This is a genomic window from Thermogemmatispora tikiterensis, assembly GCF_003268475.1.
Lineage (GTDB): Bacteria > Chloroflexota > Ktedonobacteria > Ktedonobacterales > Ktedonobacteraceae > Thermogemmatispora > Thermogemmatispora tikiterensis.
Map to the genome: position 1 here is coordinate 2618274 of NZ_MCIF01000002.1, position 17272 is coordinate 2635545.

Genomic DNA, 17272 nt, shown 5'->3' on the forward strand with positions numbered 1-17272 from the left:
TTGTGCTTGATCGCCATGCCACAGCGCCCAGGAGCGAAACAGCGGCATCCGCTGCCAGACCAGGGTCCAGAGCGGGCGCTAACGGGGCTGCAGCACGATGGCAATCGGCACCGGCGTCAGGGAATCCACACCGAAGCGCTGGCCACCGGCATTCAGGTACATCCCCGTCGAGGAGCCGCCGTCAAGGTTGAGAGCGACATCAATATTCAGGTCAGAGGCCAGCAGTAAATCGTCGAACTCGTCCAGCGAAAAGGCCGCATCGGGACTGATAATGAAGAGAAGGCGCCCCTCTTTATCAAAAGCCACAACCGTACGCCGGTTGCTCGAGGCGTCGGCGTCAAACTGGGTGCGCTTGCCTCCAGGCAGGACAAGCATGGGGGAAGATTGGGTGGCCTGCTGGAGTTGCTCTCCGGGACTGTATGGGTACTGGCTCAGAGAGCGCAGATGGATGGCCCCCTGGCTATCGACGTAGAGCATACCGCCGAAACCGCTGTAGGAGCTGCCGTAGACCTGGCCGTCGGAGACGACCAGACCGGTGGCCTCACCCTGATCGTTGAAGTAGCCGCCATTGATTACTGCCAGCGCCCCTTTCTCCTGTTTGAGCCAGTCACTAATGAAGTGCGGCGTAGAGGGGCTGTAGAGCACCCGCAAAGCGATCCGTCGCGGATCGAAGCGGGTGATCATGATGGTGTCCTCATTGCCACTTGGCCCCTTCCAATGCTCATAACGTAGCTCGACGCCCATCGTGAGCATCAGCCAGCGATCTAATGGGCGGCTGGTGCCATCAGAGGAGGTAAACACGGTAGGGGAAGGCGTGCCTGATCCGGTAATGCTGATATTGATCGGCTCCTGACAAGCTGTCATGAGCCACGTGCTCAGAAGCAGCAAACAGAGTAAGAGACAGGAGAATCCTTTTCTGCCTTTTTCTCTCCCTCTCATCCAGGGCATGACAACAGTCCCTTCCTGCCACAATTATAACGTAAGAGCCTACTCTTCCCTCATGCATTCAAGCTGATGTAGCACTCGTCAGGATCGGAGGGCGAGGAAAGACAGCCAGCCGATCGTAACGCCAGTTCCAGACTCGGCCCCTCAAAAAGCCTGGCAGCCGGCCCGCGCGCGAGCCCCAACGTGCAGAGAGCTAGAGGGAGCGCGAGGCGGAGCCAGGCGAGAGGCGTTCGCGCCAGGGAGTGGCATCAATAGCCGAGACCGTCCCTTTGAAGGCCATCGCCAGCTTGAAGGCTGCTGCGTGGGCCTCCTGCTCTGTCGAGTCATCTAGAGGCGGCAGCTCAACCTGCCCATAGCGGCGTGCCAGCGCGCGCGTAATCAGCAGATCGGTGAACCAGGGATTCTTTGGCAGCACAGGCCCATGCAAATAAGTCCCAAAGACATTTTTATAGACCGCTCCTTCATAGCCATCCTTGCCATTATTGCCCCAGCCAGCCAAAACCCGTCCCAACGGCTGAGCCCCCGGTCCCAGATAGGTCCGCCCGCTATGATTTTCGTAGCCGACCAGCACCTGCTTGCCGCACTCAGGGAACTCACATTCGATGGCGATATGGGTCATGAAGCGGGTGCTTCCGCCCTCGGTATGCAGATCAAGGATACCCACCCCTTTCAGCTCAGGGCCTTCGAAGGGTTTGTAGGAGTGCCCCAGCAACTGGTAGCCAGCGCAGACAGCCAGAAAGACTGTATTCGACTCAGCAGCCTCACGCAGCGAGGGCGCTTTGGCCTGCAGATCGCGCGCAGCCACCTCCATCTCGCGATCGGCCCCTCCGTGGAAGAGGATCAGATCATACTGTGTGAAGTCCGGCGTTTGCCTGACAAAAATCTGGTCAATAGCGGTCTTGATGCCACGCCACTTGCAGCGTTTGACGATCGCGAAGAGATTGCCGCGGTCGGCGGCTACACTCATCAATTGCGGATAGAGGTGCCCAATGCGCAAGACCAGGCGCGTATCTTTTCCCTGCTCGTTTGTCATGCCTGCTTACTCCTCCCAATAGGGTTTGACCCAGCCACGCTTCTGCATAATGCGACGCAGCTCCTGTGTAGGTGTATAGCTGGCCATGATATAGAGTGTGCCGCCAGGACCGGCGTTCTGCAAGGCCGCATCAAGTGCTGCCTCACGCTCATGGATGACACGGACGCGATCAAGCGGCACTTCAGCATATTTCAGGCGCATCGCCAGCTCCTCGGCCTTGGTTCCACTGCAGATTACATCAGCCACTTGTGGCGAGATCTCCTCCAGATCGACGTCCCACAGCCAGGCAAAGTCTTCGCCGTCGACAACCGTGTTGCTGGCGACTAGCAGCAGGTGCTTCTCACCCGGGTGCTGGGCGATGAGACGCAGCACCAGATTAAAAGAGGTGGGATTTTTGACGAAGGCCAGATAGATGGTCTGATCACCAGCCTGGATCTTCTCTAGGCGACCAAAAGCCGTACGGATGTTACTGAGAGCTGCCGGGACCTTCTCGATGCCAAAGCCCGCGGCGATCGAGGCGGCGACCGCGGCAGCAGCATTGTAGACGTTATGGACGCCAGGCAGGGGCAGCGTCAGCTCCAACTGGCCAAGCGGCGTCTCCATCGTCACCTGAGTGGGGCCATCCCCCCGCGGGTCCAGATGGATCGAGGTCGCTGCCACATCTAGAGACGGCAATTCATAGCCACAGTTGGGGCAACGATAGAGTCCCAGATGAGAAAGATAAGCCACTTCGTAGACCAGGTCTTCATTGCAACGAATGCAGCGAATGACATCGGCAGCGTGCTCGGGAACAGGGCGACCGACATCAGTAGTGCGCAGGCCGAAGTAGAGCTTTCTGGCCCGCGCCTGTTGTCCAAAGCTAGCCACCTGGGGATCATTGCCATTCAGCACGATCGTGGCTGTCTCTGGCAGGCTCTCCAGTAGCTTATCGAGAGCCTTGGCCACTGAATATAGCTCGCCATAGCGATCCAGCTGGTCGCGGAAGATATTGGTAATGACGACCACATCGGGCTGAATCTCGGGCATAGCCACCGGCATTGTGCCCTCATCGATCTCAAAGAGCAAGAGATCGCTATCAAGTCGCCCGAAGATATCTGCGAAGTTGACGACAACTGAGGTTACGCCCTGCAGCAAGTTCGAGCCGGTGCGATTATGAGAAACGCGCCGACCGCTGGCATCGGCGATGGCGGCGGTCATGCGCGCAGTAGTGGTTTTGCCATTGCTGCCGGTGATCACAATTTTTTTGGCCGTCGTGGTCGCCATGACGGAGCGGAGCACGTTGGGATCGATGCGCCGTGCAATCATGCCCGGCAGGCTTGTGCCGCCGCCGATGCGAAAGAGGCGGCCCGAGGCCCCCGCCAGCTTGCCAGCGGAGATTGCCAGGGCCAGGCGTGCACGGCCCGGCCATGAGGTTCCCCCGCCACCATGTTTCGAGTAGTCTGCCATACGAAAAGAGCCTCCCAGCACTCAAGGCGGATAGTTCATCGTGAGCAGTATAACAAAGGAGGCTCAGGCGGGCAAGTCAGATAGGTCTTCTTGCTAGCTTTCTTCCATCCGGCCTGGTCGGTTGCCTTCAGAGAAAGAGCCGGGTCCGCCGGACGCCTGGCTTCAGCGTCCCTGCCTGGACGAAGGCAGCCAGGGACAGCCCCAAGCAGAGCTAACCGAGACTGCTCAGGAGACTGCCCCTTAGCCAGGATCAATTGCCCGAGACACACCTCATTGCCTGGGTGAGAACAGCCTCACCCAGATCTCCAGGCTCAATATGAGCGTGCAAAGACGGCCTCGCAGGTCGCCGGCTTTCCCGTGTAGAAGCAACGTCCCTGAACCCCACCTTCGGGCTGGTCAAAGGGGATCACACGCAGTGTGGCCTTCGTCTCCTCCTTGATTGCCAGCTCAGCCTCACTATCCTCTGCCCACTTCACCCGCACAAAGCCGCGCTTCTCGCTCATAATCTCCTTAAACTCATCGTACGTCTCAGCGTAGTAGGTATGCTCCTCGCGGAAGGCCAGGGCCCGCTGGAATAGAGCCTGCTGCACCTCCTCTAGCAGCTCTGGCAGGCGCGTCTCCAGTGCATCGATCGCCACGGTCTCCTTCGCGCGATTATCGCGGCGCACCAGCACCACACTATTGTTCTGCACATCGCGTGGCCCAATCTCGATGCGCACCGGCACCCCACGCAGCTCCCACTCGTTAAATTTCCAGCCTGGTGTATTATCGCTCAAATCGACCTTGAGGCGCACCTTGCCTTTCAGCATGCGCTCGATGCGCCCGATGGCCTCCATGATCGCCCCCTGATCGGCATCTTTGCGCCAGATCGGCACAACCACGGCCTGATAGGGAGCGACATGCGGCGGCAGAATCAAACCCGACTCATCGCCGTGAACCATGATGATAGCGCCAATGATGCGCGTACTCAGACCCCAGCTCGTCGTTGCGCAATACTTGCGCTGGCCATCGGAATCCAGATACTGGATATCGAAGCCCTGCGCAAAGTTGTGGCCCAGATTATGGCTGGTGGCCGACTGCAGCGCTTTGCCATCGCGCATCATCGCCTCCAGCGAGTAGGTGCGCAAGGCCCCGGCAAACTTCTCATTCTCGCTCTTGCGCCCGTGAAGCACAGGGATCGCCAGATCCTCTTGCACAAACGAGCGGTAGACTTCCAGCATCAGGCGCGTGCGCTCTTCGGCCTCCTCCAGCGTTCGATGGGCGGTATGACCCTCCTGCCAGAGGAACTCGGCGGTGCGCAGGAAGAGTACTGTACGCTTCTCCCAGCGCATCACGTTGTTCCAGAGATTGATTAAGAGCGGCAGATCGCGATAGCTCTGAATCCACCTGGCGAAGCTGTAGCCAATGATCGTCTCGCTGGTGGGACGAATAGCCAGGGGCTCCTCTAGCTCTTCGCCGCCTCCGCGGGTCACCCAGGCTACCTCGGGAGCGAAGCCCTCCACATGCTTGGCTTCCCGCTCCAGGAAGCTGCGCGGGATGAGCAGGGGAAAGTAGGCATTCATCACCCCTGTTTCTTTAAAGCGGGCATCCAGCAGGCGCTGAATATGCTCCCAGATGGCATAGCCATAGGGGCGGATAATCATGCAGCCGCGCACCGGCGCATAATCGGCCAGCTCAGCTTTACGGACTACCTGGTTATACCAGCGTGAAAAATCGTCGCTCTGATCGACAAGTTCCTCGACGTATTTCTCCTTTGCTCCTTCGGCCATATTGAAGAACACCCTTTCTCTCGCAGAGAGCAGACAGCAGACGGATAGGAAGAGAAACAGCCAATAAAAAAACTCGCCCTTCGAGAAGGACGAGCACCGAGACCCGTGGTACCACCTTACTTGAGCAGCCTCTTGCGAGACAGCCCCACTCGTACGACCAGGCAGCCAGCTATCCCCAGCAGCAACTTGTCTCACTCAACCCCTGGCCCCAGCGACAACCCCCTCTCTTGCAAGCAGGCCAGTAGCCAGCCAGCACCTTGCCCTAGCAGGCAAATTCTGATCGCCTCCTCCGCTAACGGGGAGGGAACCGGTCGACTCCTCGCCGACGCTCTCAGGTGGGTTCAGCGCGGTCACATTCGCCGGCTTGCACTGTCCCGGCTCGCTGTCGAACGGTCGCCACGCTTACTGGTCCTGATCACCGCACTCCACTATGCTATCTTTGGGTTAATCGCAGCAGCGCTTTGCTCTGGCGCTCAGGATACACCTTTTCCTGTGGGCTGTCAAGCAGGTGAGGCGGAAGAGGAAGAGACGAGAGAAGACCTGCCTCGCCTCCTTAAAACATGCGCCCTCCAAGGGGTACCTCTCTGGTGGGGGTCAGCAAGATGACTTTGCCGTCGGCATCGGGTACGCCCAGGGTCAGGACCTCAGAGCGAAATGGGCCGATCTGTTTGGGTGGGAAGTTGACCACGGCCACGACCTGCATGCCCAATAGCTCTTCCTTCGCATAGTTGGTGATCTGAGCGGAGGAGCGTTTGAGGCCGATCTCAGGGCCGAAGTCGATGGTCAGCCTATAGGCGGGCTTGCGCGCTTGAGGAAAGTCTTCGACGGCCACGATTTTGCCCACCCGAATATCGACTTTTTCAAAGTCTTCATAGCTGATGATTGCCATAGCAACGATACGATCCTCCTTCCTTGTTAGTGCCCTGTCCGCCGCTTCTCCTTATACTGCCCTGGCATGGCGCCTATTATAGCACAAGGTTTCACTACCTGGCAGGGTCTGCGAGCAGCGTTCGCCGAGCAGCGTTCGCGCTGAGCGGCGTCCCCCCAAGCAAGAAAAAAAAACACCCGGATCGCCGATCCTTCGCGCGATCCGGGTGCCTCCGGATGGTATGGTCCAAGCAGAATGGGTACGCCAGAACACACAACTGTCGATCAGCTCAGGCCGCTGCTCTCACCTCCCGCCTTGATTGGATTCATGACAGAGATCATGTGCGTGCAAATTGTGTGCCAATCCGCCGGCTAGAGAAGCCGCATCGCAACTGCTTCGTTGTGCAGGGCCTCTATCGTTACACCAGGATCATACGCCGAGAACTTCAAGAAAGTATGGGGAAGTTGTCAGATTTCTATCAAAAAATTGTAGGGGGGATGCGAAGCGACCAGGTGAATATGAACAGAGGGCGCTCTGGAGGGCACCCCCTTGCTCATGCATCTTTCGGCTCTGGACGTGATGGCGACCTTACGAGCACGAGCACAGTGGCACGATGAAAAAGAGCTGGCCAGAGCGCGCAAAAAAGGTGCGGCGCCCCATGCCAATGACGATCGGTAAGGGCGCCGCGGCAAATGGTGCAAGGACCGCTGCAATCTGGCTCGCTTTGAGGACGCCTTGCACTTTATCCTGATCCTGACCACTTTTTTGTGGGGTGTTTCCTTCGAAATACGGCGTGGACGCCTCCAGCAGAAGGCTCAGATCGCCCTCCTCGGCAGTGGCAATACAGAGCGCTTCCTCTTCGTCTAACTGACGCAGACGCGCTGTTTCTTCTGTGGTGATGGTCCTGAACCGCACGCTGTGGCGGAAGAAACAAACATCGACAGGGGCGTAGTCAAAGCGCTCCGCGAGCGCCTCAAAGCCAGCGGCCAGGAAATCCGGGGCGTTGACCTGCACCTCAGCAAGAGGAGCAAGCACGTCTTGCATGGCAGCCGCAACGTGCAGCGCCCCAGAGACAGCGTCTTGGGAGCAGATCGAGGTCGGGATCGGGATCGGGATCGGGATCGGGATCAGACGAGCAGGCGTGAGCACGTAACTGTGAGCCTCCTCGCCCCGGCCCCGGATGCTTCTGCCAACAACCAGGATGCGTGCCTCCTGTTCCTGCTCCTCCTCCTCCTCCTCTCGCAATCGCACGACGATCATGTCCATGAAGAACGGTGCCAGCTCAGGCGGATAGTCAAACGCAAAGCATGTGCCAGTCTGAATGCCTGCGCCGTTTCCGCTTCCAGAGGAGTGCGCCGGGGTGCGAGTGTTCGTGCGAGTGTGAGCATGAGCGGGGGTATTGACGCTGGTACTGGCCACACAGAGCAGGGCTTCCCCGGTTCCCTCGTGGTCAGGCTGAGGTGGTACCAATGCGGCAAGGCCATACCCCGGCCAGTAGAGCCACTCCCGCGGCGGTTCAAAAAGCTGCCAGGGAAGATAGCCCGTCTCGATGGTTTCTGCTTGCAAGGCGGCTGCTTCCTGCAAGGCGGCAAGCAACGGGGATGGAGCCACCAGGAGCGGGGCCTGACCTTGCAGCAAGAGGACGCCGTCTTTCCACTTGGCGAATAGCTCCGTCCTTGCTCTCCCTCTGCCGCTCGTCTTCGTCTTCGTCTTGTACGCCAGGACGCGCCCCTCTAGCATCTGCGAGCACGCTGTGCACGCCAGCCAGGCGGGCAGATCCGTGACTGCATAGACAATGTCCGTCTCGTTTTGGGAGACGCCCCAGTAGATCTTTCCGCTTCCAAAGTGGAGGCGCAGGTGTGCTTGACCCCATTCCGGTTGTTCCAGGTGCTCCAGCAGCGCTTGAGGGAGCCTGAGCAGGCCCTCGGGCGGTGGCACAAGCGGCAAAAGCGGCGTATTCATCTGTTTCCTCCTTCGCAACGTACTCAATCACGCTTTACACTGTCAACACACTTCATGGCATCTACGTAACCAGATTCATATTTGATAGACATCAAGAGCAACACAGCACAGAACAATGCCGAGAAAACACCATATACACAGGAAATAAACAGATACACTTCTACCATGTTAAGAGCCTCGCTCTCCTTAGAACGATCCCAACAAACACTACGCTATGCTAAAGTATACCCACTTTCATTGGCAATAATCAATGGCAAGAATTAATGGCTAAGCGATCATTGTCAATAAAATCTGACAATGGATATGGACTAGTGTTCAATCCCATCGTCCATTAACCTAGTATTGGGCAGTGAGAGGAGGCAGAGAATGTATCGGCTACGGGTAAAGGAAGTCCTGGAACAGAAGGGTCGGACACAGTCCTGGCTGGTGAGAAGGTCCGGGGTGCACGACCAACTGATCAGTAAGATGCTGAAGGAGCCAGACAGCTACAGACCGTCCTACACGACCCTGGCTCAGGTTGCCAAGGCCTTGCACGTCCCAATGGAAGCACTGTTTGAAGAAGTCCCCGACCCAGAGGATGAGCCATTGGACGCGAGGCGCGCAGAATGAGCCAGGCCCTGCGTCGAAGATGCCACGAAGGGTGTGAGCAATCCCCTCCACACCTGTAACCTTTCCCACCTATCTGGTCGCACCTCGTACCTTCAGCACTTCCGTCAAAACGTTTTTCGACAGCACTGAAGGTGGGCAGTGCAGATCGGCGAGACGCGGCGCCACCTTGCGCCAGGGGTGGAAGCAAGCGTTGGCCTGCGGCAAGCGTTCCACTCCTCTCCTTTTTTTTCTCATTGCCAGCTATACCTCGATGGGGCCTGCATCGTGTCTGTATGGTGAAGGCTCGCCCGCGTGCTGTCAGGCTGTAGCTGGCTAGCTTGCAGGAAGAGACGGCTATATGCCATAATGAAGAGGTTCTTTTCCGATCGAGCAAGCGAGAGAGAAAGGCACGGACAGGGACGGGACTCCGTTCCCTTGATTCCACAGCGGAGGCAACAGCAAGCCGTCCGCTCACCAGGCAACAGCTGGCACAGCGGCAGCGTGTCATGCTCTGTCACTGTCCACAAACGCAGACCGTGAGTGAAGAGAGAGCTGCGCAGAGGGATCAGTTGGAGAGAGCAGCAAGCATTGCTCTAGCGAAGGAGTGTCGCATGGCCAGAATCGCGTTCCATGAGGTCAGCAAGTACTACCGCGGTGCCAGCAAGCCCGCCGTTGATCATGTCAGTTTCGAGGTCGCCGAAAGCTCGATCTGTATGCTGCTGGGCACCTCCGGCTCGGGCAAAACAACTCTGCTGCGCATGGTTAATCGCCTGATCGAGCCAAGCAGCGGTACGATCACCATCGATGGCCACTCTATTCTAGAGGAAAACCCCATTCAGCTGCGCCGGCGCATTGGCTATGTCATTCAGCAGGTCGGCCTCTTCCCCCACATGACCATTGCCGAGAATGTGCGCCTGACTGCCGAAATCGCTGGTTGGTCTAAGGCCCGCATGGAGAGTCGTGTCGATGAGTTGCTGACCCTGGTGGGCCTGGACCCCGCAGAATATCGCCGGCGCTACCCCCGTCAGCTCTCGGGCGGCCAGCAGCAACGCGTCGGTCTGGCTCGCGCCCTGGCTGCCGACCCGGCCATCCTCCTGATGGACGAGCCGTTCGGGGCGCTAGATGCCATTACGCGCGTCCATCTACAGGAGGAGCTTCAGCGCATCCAGCGCGAGATGCGCAAGACGATCCTGTTCGTCACCCACGATGTGGAGGAGGCTTTCCGCCTGGGGGACCAGATCGCGATTCTTTCCGAGGGGCGCCTTGTTCAGATCGGCACCCCGGTCGATCTGCTGCTGAAGCCTGCTAACGAGTTTGTGAGCCGCCTGATCGGGTCCGACAATATTCAGCGTCAGCTCCAGTACCTGCCCGTGAGCAGCGCGATGCTGACAGGTACAGAGGCAGCTGGCAGGTATGAGAACCAGCCACGTTGCTCTTCAGAGGCAACGCTGCTAGAGGCCCTGATGAGCCTGATCGCCTCTGGCGCTCACTCTCTGATTGTCTACGATGAGCAGAGCCAGGCCCCCATCGGCACGATTACCCTGAGCGCTATCAATCAGGCGATCACTACCGCCCGGCATGCAGAGGCAGAAAAGACGACGGCCAGCCCAACCCACTAAGGCCTGGCAGAGCTGGGCAAGGGGAGCTGAGCTGCTCCAGCGAGGATGGCAGACCATCTGCTGCCAGTAGTTGTCTAGCTGCCTCTTGGTCTCTGGACCGTTTTTCCTTTACGGGGTTCTTTATGCGTTACTTAACCAGTCCTTCAAGTTATGACCTTTCCGATCCAAGCAGTATACCTAACCTTCTGCTACAACACTTGACGATTGTGGCGATTAGCATGCTGATCGCCCTGGCCATTGCCTTTCCGCTGGCGCTCCTGATTGTGCGCTACCGCCGCCTGCGTCTTCCTGTCATTACTTTGATGGGCTTGCTCTACACAATCCCCGGGTTGGCCCTGATCGGTATTCTGGTCACAGTCACCGGGTTATCGCTGGCCACGGTGGTCATTCCCCTGGTGCTTTATGCCCAGCTGGTGCTGGTACGCAACATCTCCACGGCTATTAGCAGCATCGATCCGTTGCTGATCGAGGTCGGACGGGCAATGGGCCTGAATCGGTTCCAGATTCTCTGGCGTGTCACACTGCCGCTGGCCATGCCCGTGATTATAGCAGGGATTCGCGTGGCCACTGTCACGACGATTGGCATTGCTTCACTGGCTTCGTTAGTAGACCAGGGAGGGTTGGGCGACTTGATCTTCAAGAGCATCCCCTTGGGGGACTACGATACGATCCTGGGCGGGGCGATTCTCCTGGCGCTCTTTGCGCTCGTGGCCGATCTCCTGTTGCTCTTGTTACAGCGCACGCTGGAGCGGGGACGCAGTCAGTTGGCCCTGGCATCGTAGGCCAGACCGATGGCGAAGCCTTGAAAAGAGAGAGAGGCCCCCATGTTGCTCGTCCAATTGTGGCAGTTCATTCTTGATCCAGCCAATGCTTTTTGGGACCATACGGTCGCTTACCTGGAGGTCTGCGCTGTCTCTGTGGTCCTGGCGACTGTGCTCGGCATTGCCATCGGGGTGGCCGTGGTCCGCAGTCCTCTGTTGTCATTCCTGGCTGTTAATCTCAGCGGTCTGATGCGCGCTATCCCCATTATTGCTTTCCTGGCTGCCGCTCTCCCCTATCTGGGAGTGGGCTTTAAGCCGACGATCGTTGCTTTGACACTACTGGGGATTCCGCCAATCCTGCTCAACACCTATACTGGTATTCGCGGCATCGAGCCTGCGATTATCGATGCTGCACGCGGGATGGGCCTCAACACGCGGCAGATCCTGCTGCGCATCCAGGTGCCGCTGGTGTTGCCCATCGTGGCCGCTGGTGTGCGCACTTCGGCTGTGCAGATCGTGGCAACAGCCACATTAGCGGCGATTATTGGGGCTGGCGGCTATGGCGAGTACATTGTAAACGGCCTCTATGAGTTTAAGACCGTTCAGATTCTGGCAGGGGCCCTGCCGGTAGCCCTGCTGGCACTGCTGATCGAGCTGCTGATGGGCTGGCTCCAGCGCGCCCTGACGCCCGCCGGCCTGCGGGTCCAGGAGACAGCCTTGAGTGAAGCTGCGCGGGCTTGAGGATCAAGCCGGGGTGAGAGTCTGGTCAGTTGTTTCTGCCTTTCGCTCACTATTCAATCCTTCATTCTTGCTCGATGGCTATACTGAGAGTGGAGTCAGCCTGTCTTATTTGGATTGTATGAGGAGAGAGTCTATGCGCTCTGTTGCCTTGCTGGCGCGCCTGCGCGCGCTGCTCCTGTTGTCTGTAGTGGGGATCAGCTTAATGACCCTGGCCGCCTGTGGTGGCTCTTCCAGCTCGGGTGGTGGGTCCTCTCCTAATAGCCAGATCACGCTGACGGTCGGCGGGAAGCTCGATGTCGAGGCCCAGCTTCTGACAAAGATGTACACCCTCCTGCTGCGCCATGCCGGCTTTAAGGTGATTGAAAAGCCGGCTCTTGGCACCAACGATGTGGTCTTTAATGCCATTATGAGCGGTGCTATCGACCTCTATCCTGAATTTACGGCCACGGGCCTGCAGCGTCTGGGCCTGCAGACGACGCACGATCCACAGAAGGACTACGAGCTGGTGAAGCAGGGCTTTGAGAGCAAGTATAAGATTGTCTGGCTGGATGTAGCCCCGCTCAATGATACCTATGGGATCTGCGCCCCCAAGATGGCCGCCGCACCTTTGCAGATCACGAAGCTCTCCCAGCTTCCAGCTGCTCTGGCTTCACAGCTGACCGTCGCGGCCCCAACAGATGGTCAGGAGCCGCTCCAGACGATGGAGTCGATCTATGGTATCCATTTCAAGAAGGTGATCGTGATGGATGAGGCGCTGACCTTTAACGCCGTGAAGCAGAATCAGGCGCAGCTGAATGTCTGCTATACGACAAGCGCCCTCATCGACCAGAACGGCTTTGTGCTGCTGCAAGACGACAAGAACGCGTTCCCGATTTACAATCCGGCCCCTATTGTGCGGGAGGATACCCTGAAGAAGGCGCCAGCTATTGCTACAGCTCTGAATCCGCTGGCTCCGAAGCTCACGACCCAGGTCAGCATCGACCTGCAGCGTCAGGTGACCCAGGCCGTCAATAGTGGTACGCCACGCTCCCAGGCGATTACGCAGGTGGCAACGAACTGGCTGAAGAGCGTCGGCCTGCTCTAGCTACGCTCCGCCCACCTGCTTCAAACGCGCAATCTGCGCATTAGCTGACTGGCTGCTGCCCACCTTTTTACCGTCACAGGGCAGCAGCCTTGCTCTTTTTAGCTGTGGCTGGTTGACTGGCTGGCTGGCTGGCTCGCTCGCTCGCTCGCAGCCAGAGGCGTTCCGGCCTTGCAGCCTGGTTTTCCTCTCTTGCTGCCTCAGCCAGGGGAAAACCAGCAGAGGAGCCATGCGCTCACTGTGTTATTATAGAGGCTGGCCAGGACGGCCCCGCTCTTGATTCTCACTGATCGCACTGGGAGACAGCGATGGCACGGTTGGCTAGAGAGGTCGAACAGCCAGCAGCACGCAGGCCAGCGGCCTTCCCTCCGCTTGCAAATCGGCGCCTTGCCCTGTTATCTCTACTACTGCTTCTACAGTTTATTTTACAGGTACCTCTGCTGATTAATCCTCCGACGACGAGTAGTCCTGCACCTTTGATCAATGCCTTTGTCTGGCACTGGCTGCTGACCTTTCTTCCCTATGTGTTGGCCTGCCTGGTTGTGCTGACTAGCCCCCCGCTCTCAGGTCGAACGCGCATCGTTGAGCTTGGACTGCTCCTAGGCGGGGCCCTGCTGCTCCGTCTGATGCTGCTGCCTATCCCCCCAGTGCTTTCGCCAGACGCCTGGCGCTATTTGTGGGATGCGCGCGTGACGCTGTTGGGCTACAGTCCCTATGTTTATGCTCCTGGCGATCCCCATTTCATCCATCTGCGCGATTTTGTCTTTGCCAACAGTCGCTATCGCAATGTGCCAACGCTCTATCCGCCCGGTGCCCAGCTCTTCTTTCTGGTCAGCTATCTGCTGGCGCCCAGCAATCTCACGGTTTTGAAGGCGATCTTCGCGGGCTGTGACTGGCTGACCTGTGTAGTCCTGGCCTGGCTGCTCCATCGGCGGGGAAAAGATGGAGGGTTCTGTGTGCTCTACGCCTGGTGCCCGCTGCCGATCGTGGAGTTCGCTATTCAAGGCCATGTCGATGCGCCAGCGGTGTTGCTCACCCTCCTGACACTGCTGGCCGCTGGGCACGCCGGGCAGGCCAGTGCTCGCGGGCGAGCTGTCACTGGGTTTCTGTTGGGCATGGCAACGCTGGTACGCCTTTATCCAGCCCTGCTGCTGCTGGCCCTTGTCCGGCGTCGCGACTGGCTGCTGGTGCTGGTCTGGGCCGTGACCCTGGTCGCCGGTTACCTGCCGTATCTGATTCTAGGGCAGGGCCAGCTGCTCAGCCCTTTTGAGAGCTATGCTGGTAGCTATACCCCGAACGCAGGCTTACCTCAGCAACTGAGTCACTGGTTGGCCCTGCATACCTCTCTGAATCCGGCCTTGCTGCATTGGCTGGAGGAGACCGTGATCGGGGCAATCATGGGAGGTTCAGCGCTGGCAGTGCTCTGGCTGCGCTGGCGGCACCACATCGCTGGTGAGACTGCAGCGCTCTTACTGATCAGCGCCTTGTTCGCCGTGTCAGCCCATATTTTCCCCTGGTATACGACCGTGCTGATCCCGCTGGCTGCGCTGCTCCTTAGCTCCAGCGAGAGCGAGCTGGGATTGAGAAGGCCAATAGCTTTCTGGGCCTGGTATTTTGCTTGCACGACTCCGCTGGCCTACTTTTTCATGTATGAACGCGACTGGACACTCTACTATGCGCTGGTCTATTGGCCTCCGCTCCTCGGGCTGACACTGGCAACAGCGCTGAGCCTGTATCGTCGCGTCCGTCAGTAGAGGTCGCCTGATAAGGAGGCGCTGCGTCATTGCCGCGCCCCGTCCGATGGCAGAGATGCTTTAGACTTTCGCAGGCAGCTTCCTCTCAGATCCGGCTACCTGTGAGAATAGGACAGCTTCTTGTTACGACGTTCGCTCATCATGAGGTGGGCGTCGATAGAGATAGAGATAGGTCTCATGAGCGCTGCGGCCCGAGGGACGCGCATGGTCGATGGGTAGGAACCAGGAGCCGCGCCGCTGCCATTCGGGGCTGTCAGGGCCATCGCGGCTATCCGCTCCCCAGAGGAGGGCCGCTATGTCGAACAACGCGATGAGCAAGATCAGCAGTAAGAGGAGAAGTATGCCAGTCACCAGGTACCTCCTGAATGAGGACAGGCCATGTGCCAACCAACGTACTTGGACCGACGGCGACCGTGCGCAGCGGTAGCTAGCAGCTGCCTTGCTGACTGGGGAGAGATGCGATGAACGACCAGGTCTAGCCACATCCCGCCCGCTCATGTTGCCATCGTTATTCTTCCTTTCCTGGAAACAACCATAGAGGAAAGATGGTTGCGTAACCACAGCCAATCTACAGCTTTTCGCAGGAATCAATGCGGGCCAATCGCGCGATCTCCGATAGCGGGGCGCTGCCGTTCGCCCCATGCGCCCGTAGCCCTCCTCGTCCCTGGCACTTTGATCAGGAAGCCTTGGGAAAGCCAGCACCATACTGGTCCCAGAGGGCAGGGTGTGGTATCATAGCTATACTAAACACATGATCCCTCGTCAGGAGAGCGTCGCCAGTCCGAGGGATGAGAGAGGTGGTTGCCCGTGGCTTTTAGAGCGCGAGACCAGAAAGGGGAGCGAGACTCGGACGCGGCAATTCACCTTTAATATTGATGCGGTACGCATCCCCTACGGCAACCACACCCTGAAGTACCCCGAGCACCCACAAGCTGCAAGCAGCCAGTATGGACGAGGCCATCCGCATCTCTGGCAACCACATCCACACGGAGCCAAGCCGCGCGATGTCCTGGAGATCCCCACAACCTGTAACGGCATGCACGAGAAAACTCCTCATCCAACACAGAAGCCTGAAGAGCTGTTGCGCAAAATAGTGCTTGCCTCGTCCAACCCCGGCGATCTGATCCTTGACCCCTTCATCGGCTCCGGCACCACTGCTGTCGTCGCCGAGCAGCTCAAGCGCCGCTGGAAGGGCTGCGATATATCCGTCGAGTACTGTCGTTGGGCAGTTGAACGTCTCGAGCTTGTCGAGGACTGGCCAATAGAGAGGTGGATTTTATATGACCAGGAGAACGCCAGGCGCAGACAATCGATCAGATACTTCTAACCGCTTGTAAGAAACCATTTTCTCGTTTACAGCTATCTCCTCACGCGCCTGGAAGGAGTCTACTATGTAGACTATCGGCCCGAACTGGGTGCCAGACCAGAGACTCCAAGGGCAAGTCAGGCCCTTTCAGGACCTGCTCTTTCACGACTTATGGCTGTTACTGAACCAGTCCGATCAGCCAACCGGCACCTCGTAATAATCAAAAGTGGTGGTGATCTCGAAGCCACAGGAACGGTAAAGCGCCAGCGCCCCCTCGTTGCTGGTATCCACCTCTAGCGCAATCCGGCGCGGACGCCGGCGGAGAACATGCTCAACCGTCCAGGCCAGGGTCTGGCGTCCATAGCCTTTGCCCTGGTGTTCGGGCAACATACAGAAGCCATAGATGAAGGCCTCGTCCTCATCATCGATATAACGGATCAGCCCCACAACCTCGCCAGCCACCTCCGTCACCAGCGTCACGCGCCGCGGACTGGTAATATCCCGTGTCGTCTCCGCTAAGAGCGCTCTATCCTCCGTCATCTCAAAAGCCCGCGCCGTAATATGCGTCAGCAGAGGGGCCTCATCCGCTCTGGCCGGGCGAATACGCACTCCATCCTGTCGCTCCACCTGGAGGGGTGCACTCTCCAACTCGCGCACCATTCGATACTCCGAGTTGTGATAGCGCGCCTTTACCGCTTGCGCAAAGCCCTGGGCCCCCAGCGAGTTGCGATCAAAAAAGAGCAGAATCCGCGGCACACCACGAGACCTCAGCTCTTGGTTGGCCAGGCGGAAGAGCAGCGAAAAGATACCCTGGCGACGCCTGTCAGGATGAACCATACCCGTTAGCTCGGCCTCGCGCGGGTTGAAGCTATAGAGTGCCAGATAACCGAGCAACTGGCCATCCTCATAGTAGAGAAAGTCATTGGTCACCTGCCCCGAGCGCGACCGCAACATTTCCCAGAGCAGGCGCACCGCAATCCCCTCACGTTCCTGACAGAGGGCCGCCAGTGCGGCAATCTCCTGCAGCTCCTCAGCCGCCAGCGTGCGTTTACGCACCAGACCGTGTTTCTGCATATCTCGCTGGTCCAATCTAGTCAGCCGCCTACTTCGAGCACCCCCCCTGCGGCGCGGCTCACGTCGGCTCAGTACCTCTCCGCAGGGGGGCTACAGACGCTCGTCCTCAGCCTCTCTATCTCTAATCGACATAGCCCAACCGGGCGCAGGAGAGAGAGGCTTTACAGGGCCAGCGCAGTGCTCTGCTCTCTCTACCACAAGGGTTCTCTGCTTGTCGCTCTATACATTGCCATAGCCTCAGCTCCCCTGTCAACCAGGAGACGCTACGACGCTGGCGTCCGCCGGGCGGGCGAGCCTGTTGAAGATCAGAGCTACCTGCTGCCTC

Annotated in this window: 14 protein-coding genes and 1 pseudogene; 7 read left to right on the forward strand and 8 right to left on the reverse strand. The window is 58.4% G+C overall.

The window, feature by feature from the left end:
• Positions 1–78 precede the first annotated feature (78 nt).
• From A4R35_RS10625 to A4R35_RS10650, 6 genes are all read right to left on the reverse strand, one after another.
• On the reverse strand, positions 79–864 hold the full coding sequence (locus A4R35_RS10625) for a phosphodiester glycosidase family protein (RefSeq protein WP_189361644.1): 786 nt from the start codon (positions 862–864) through the stop codon (positions 79–81).
• Between the two features lie 274 nt (positions 865–1138).
• On the reverse strand, positions 1139–1978 hold the full coding sequence (locus tag A4R35_RS10630) for a type 1 glutamine amidotransferase (protein ID WP_223258292.1): 840 nt from the start codon (positions 1976–1978) through the stop codon (positions 1139–1141).
• A gap of 6 nt (positions 1979–1984) precedes the next feature.
• Positions 1985–3424: a MurT ligase domain-containing protein gene (locus tag A4R35_RS10635; protein ID WP_112429168.1), complete on the reverse strand. Its 1440-nt coding sequence runs from the start codon at positions 3422–3424 to the stop codon at positions 1985–1987.
• A 311-nt stretch (positions 3425–3735) separates the two neighbouring features.
• Positions 3736–5193: a proline--tRNA ligase gene (gene proS, locus A4R35_RS10640; protein ID WP_112429170.1), complete on the reverse strand. Its 1458-nt coding sequence runs from the start codon at positions 5191–5193 to the stop codon at positions 3736–3738.
• 553 nt (positions 5194–5746) lie between these two features.
• Complete coding sequence (locus tag A4R35_RS10645; protein WP_112429172.1) at positions 5747–6082, reverse strand: tRNA-binding protein; 336 nt, start codon at positions 6080–6082, stop codon at positions 5747–5749.
• 567 nt (positions 6083–6649) lie between these two features.
• Positions 6650–8023 (reverse strand): hypothetical protein, encoded by a 1374-nt coding sequence (locus A4R35_RS10650; protein ID WP_112429174.1) that lies wholly within the window; start codon positions 8021–8023, stop codon positions 6650–6652.
• Between the two features lie 366 nt (positions 8024–8389).
• Here A4R35_RS10650 and A4R35_RS25295 point away from each other — a divergent pair, with 366 nt between their 5' ends.
• The 6 genes from A4R35_RS25295 to A4R35_RS10685 all read left to right on the forward strand — a co-directional run bounded on the left by A4R35_RS25295 (position 8390) and on the right by A4R35_RS10685 (position 14567).
• Positions 8390–8632: a helix-turn-helix domain-containing protein gene (locus A4R35_RS25295; RefSeq protein WP_112429177.1), complete on the forward strand. Its 243-nt coding sequence runs from the start codon at positions 8390–8392 to the stop codon at positions 8630–8632.
• 590 nt (positions 8633–9222) lie between these two features.
• The gene (locus tag A4R35_RS10660) at positions 9223–10230 is read left to right on the forward strand and encodes an ABC transporter ATP-binding protein (protein WP_112429179.1); all 1008 of its coding nucleotides are present in this window, start codon (positions 9223–9225) and stop codon (positions 10228–10230) included.
• Positions 10231–10352: 122 nt separating this feature from the next.
• Complete coding sequence (locus A4R35_RS10665; RefSeq protein ID WP_112429181.1) at positions 10353–11012, forward strand: ABC transporter permease; 660 nt, start codon at positions 10353–10355, stop codon at positions 11010–11012.
• A gap of 42 nt (positions 11013–11054) precedes the next feature.
• Positions 11055–11732, forward strand: coding sequence for an ABC transporter permease (locus A4R35_RS10670; protein ID WP_112429183.1), 678 nt, complete (start codon positions 11055–11057; stop codon positions 11730–11732).
• A 133-nt stretch (positions 11733–11865) separates the two neighbouring features.
• Positions 11866–12816, forward strand: coding sequence for a glycine betaine ABC transporter substrate-binding protein (locus tag A4R35_RS10675; protein ID WP_112429185.1), 951 nt, complete (start codon positions 11866–11868; stop codon positions 12814–12816).
• A 305-nt stretch (positions 12817–13121) separates the two neighbouring features.
• Complete coding sequence (locus A4R35_RS10685) at positions 13122–14567, forward strand: glycosyltransferase 87 family protein (RefSeq protein WP_112429189.1); 1446 nt, start codon at positions 13122–13124, stop codon at positions 14565–14567.
• Between the two features lie 123 nt (positions 14568–14690).
• On the opposite strand, the gene A4R35_RS10690 is transcribed toward A4R35_RS10685, so the two are convergent.
• Complete coding sequence (locus A4R35_RS10690; RefSeq protein WP_112429191.1) at positions 14691–14918, reverse strand: hypothetical protein; 228 nt, start codon at positions 14916–14918, stop codon at positions 14691–14693.
• Positions 14919–15366: 448 nt separating this feature from the next.
• Between A4R35_RS10690 and A4R35_RS10695 the strand changes: the two are divergent.
• A pseudogene (locus A4R35_RS10695) lies at positions 15367–15894 on the forward strand (DNA-methyltransferase); the annotation flags it as partial.
• A 174-nt stretch (positions 15895–16068) separates the two neighbouring features.
• On the opposite strand, the gene A4R35_RS10700 reads toward A4R35_RS10695, so the two are convergent.
• Positions 16069–16947: a GNAT family N-acetyltransferase gene (locus tag A4R35_RS10700; protein ID WP_112429193.1), complete on the reverse strand. Its 879-nt coding sequence runs from the start codon at positions 16945–16947 to the stop codon at positions 16069–16071.
• Positions 16948–17272 lie beyond the last annotated feature (325 nt).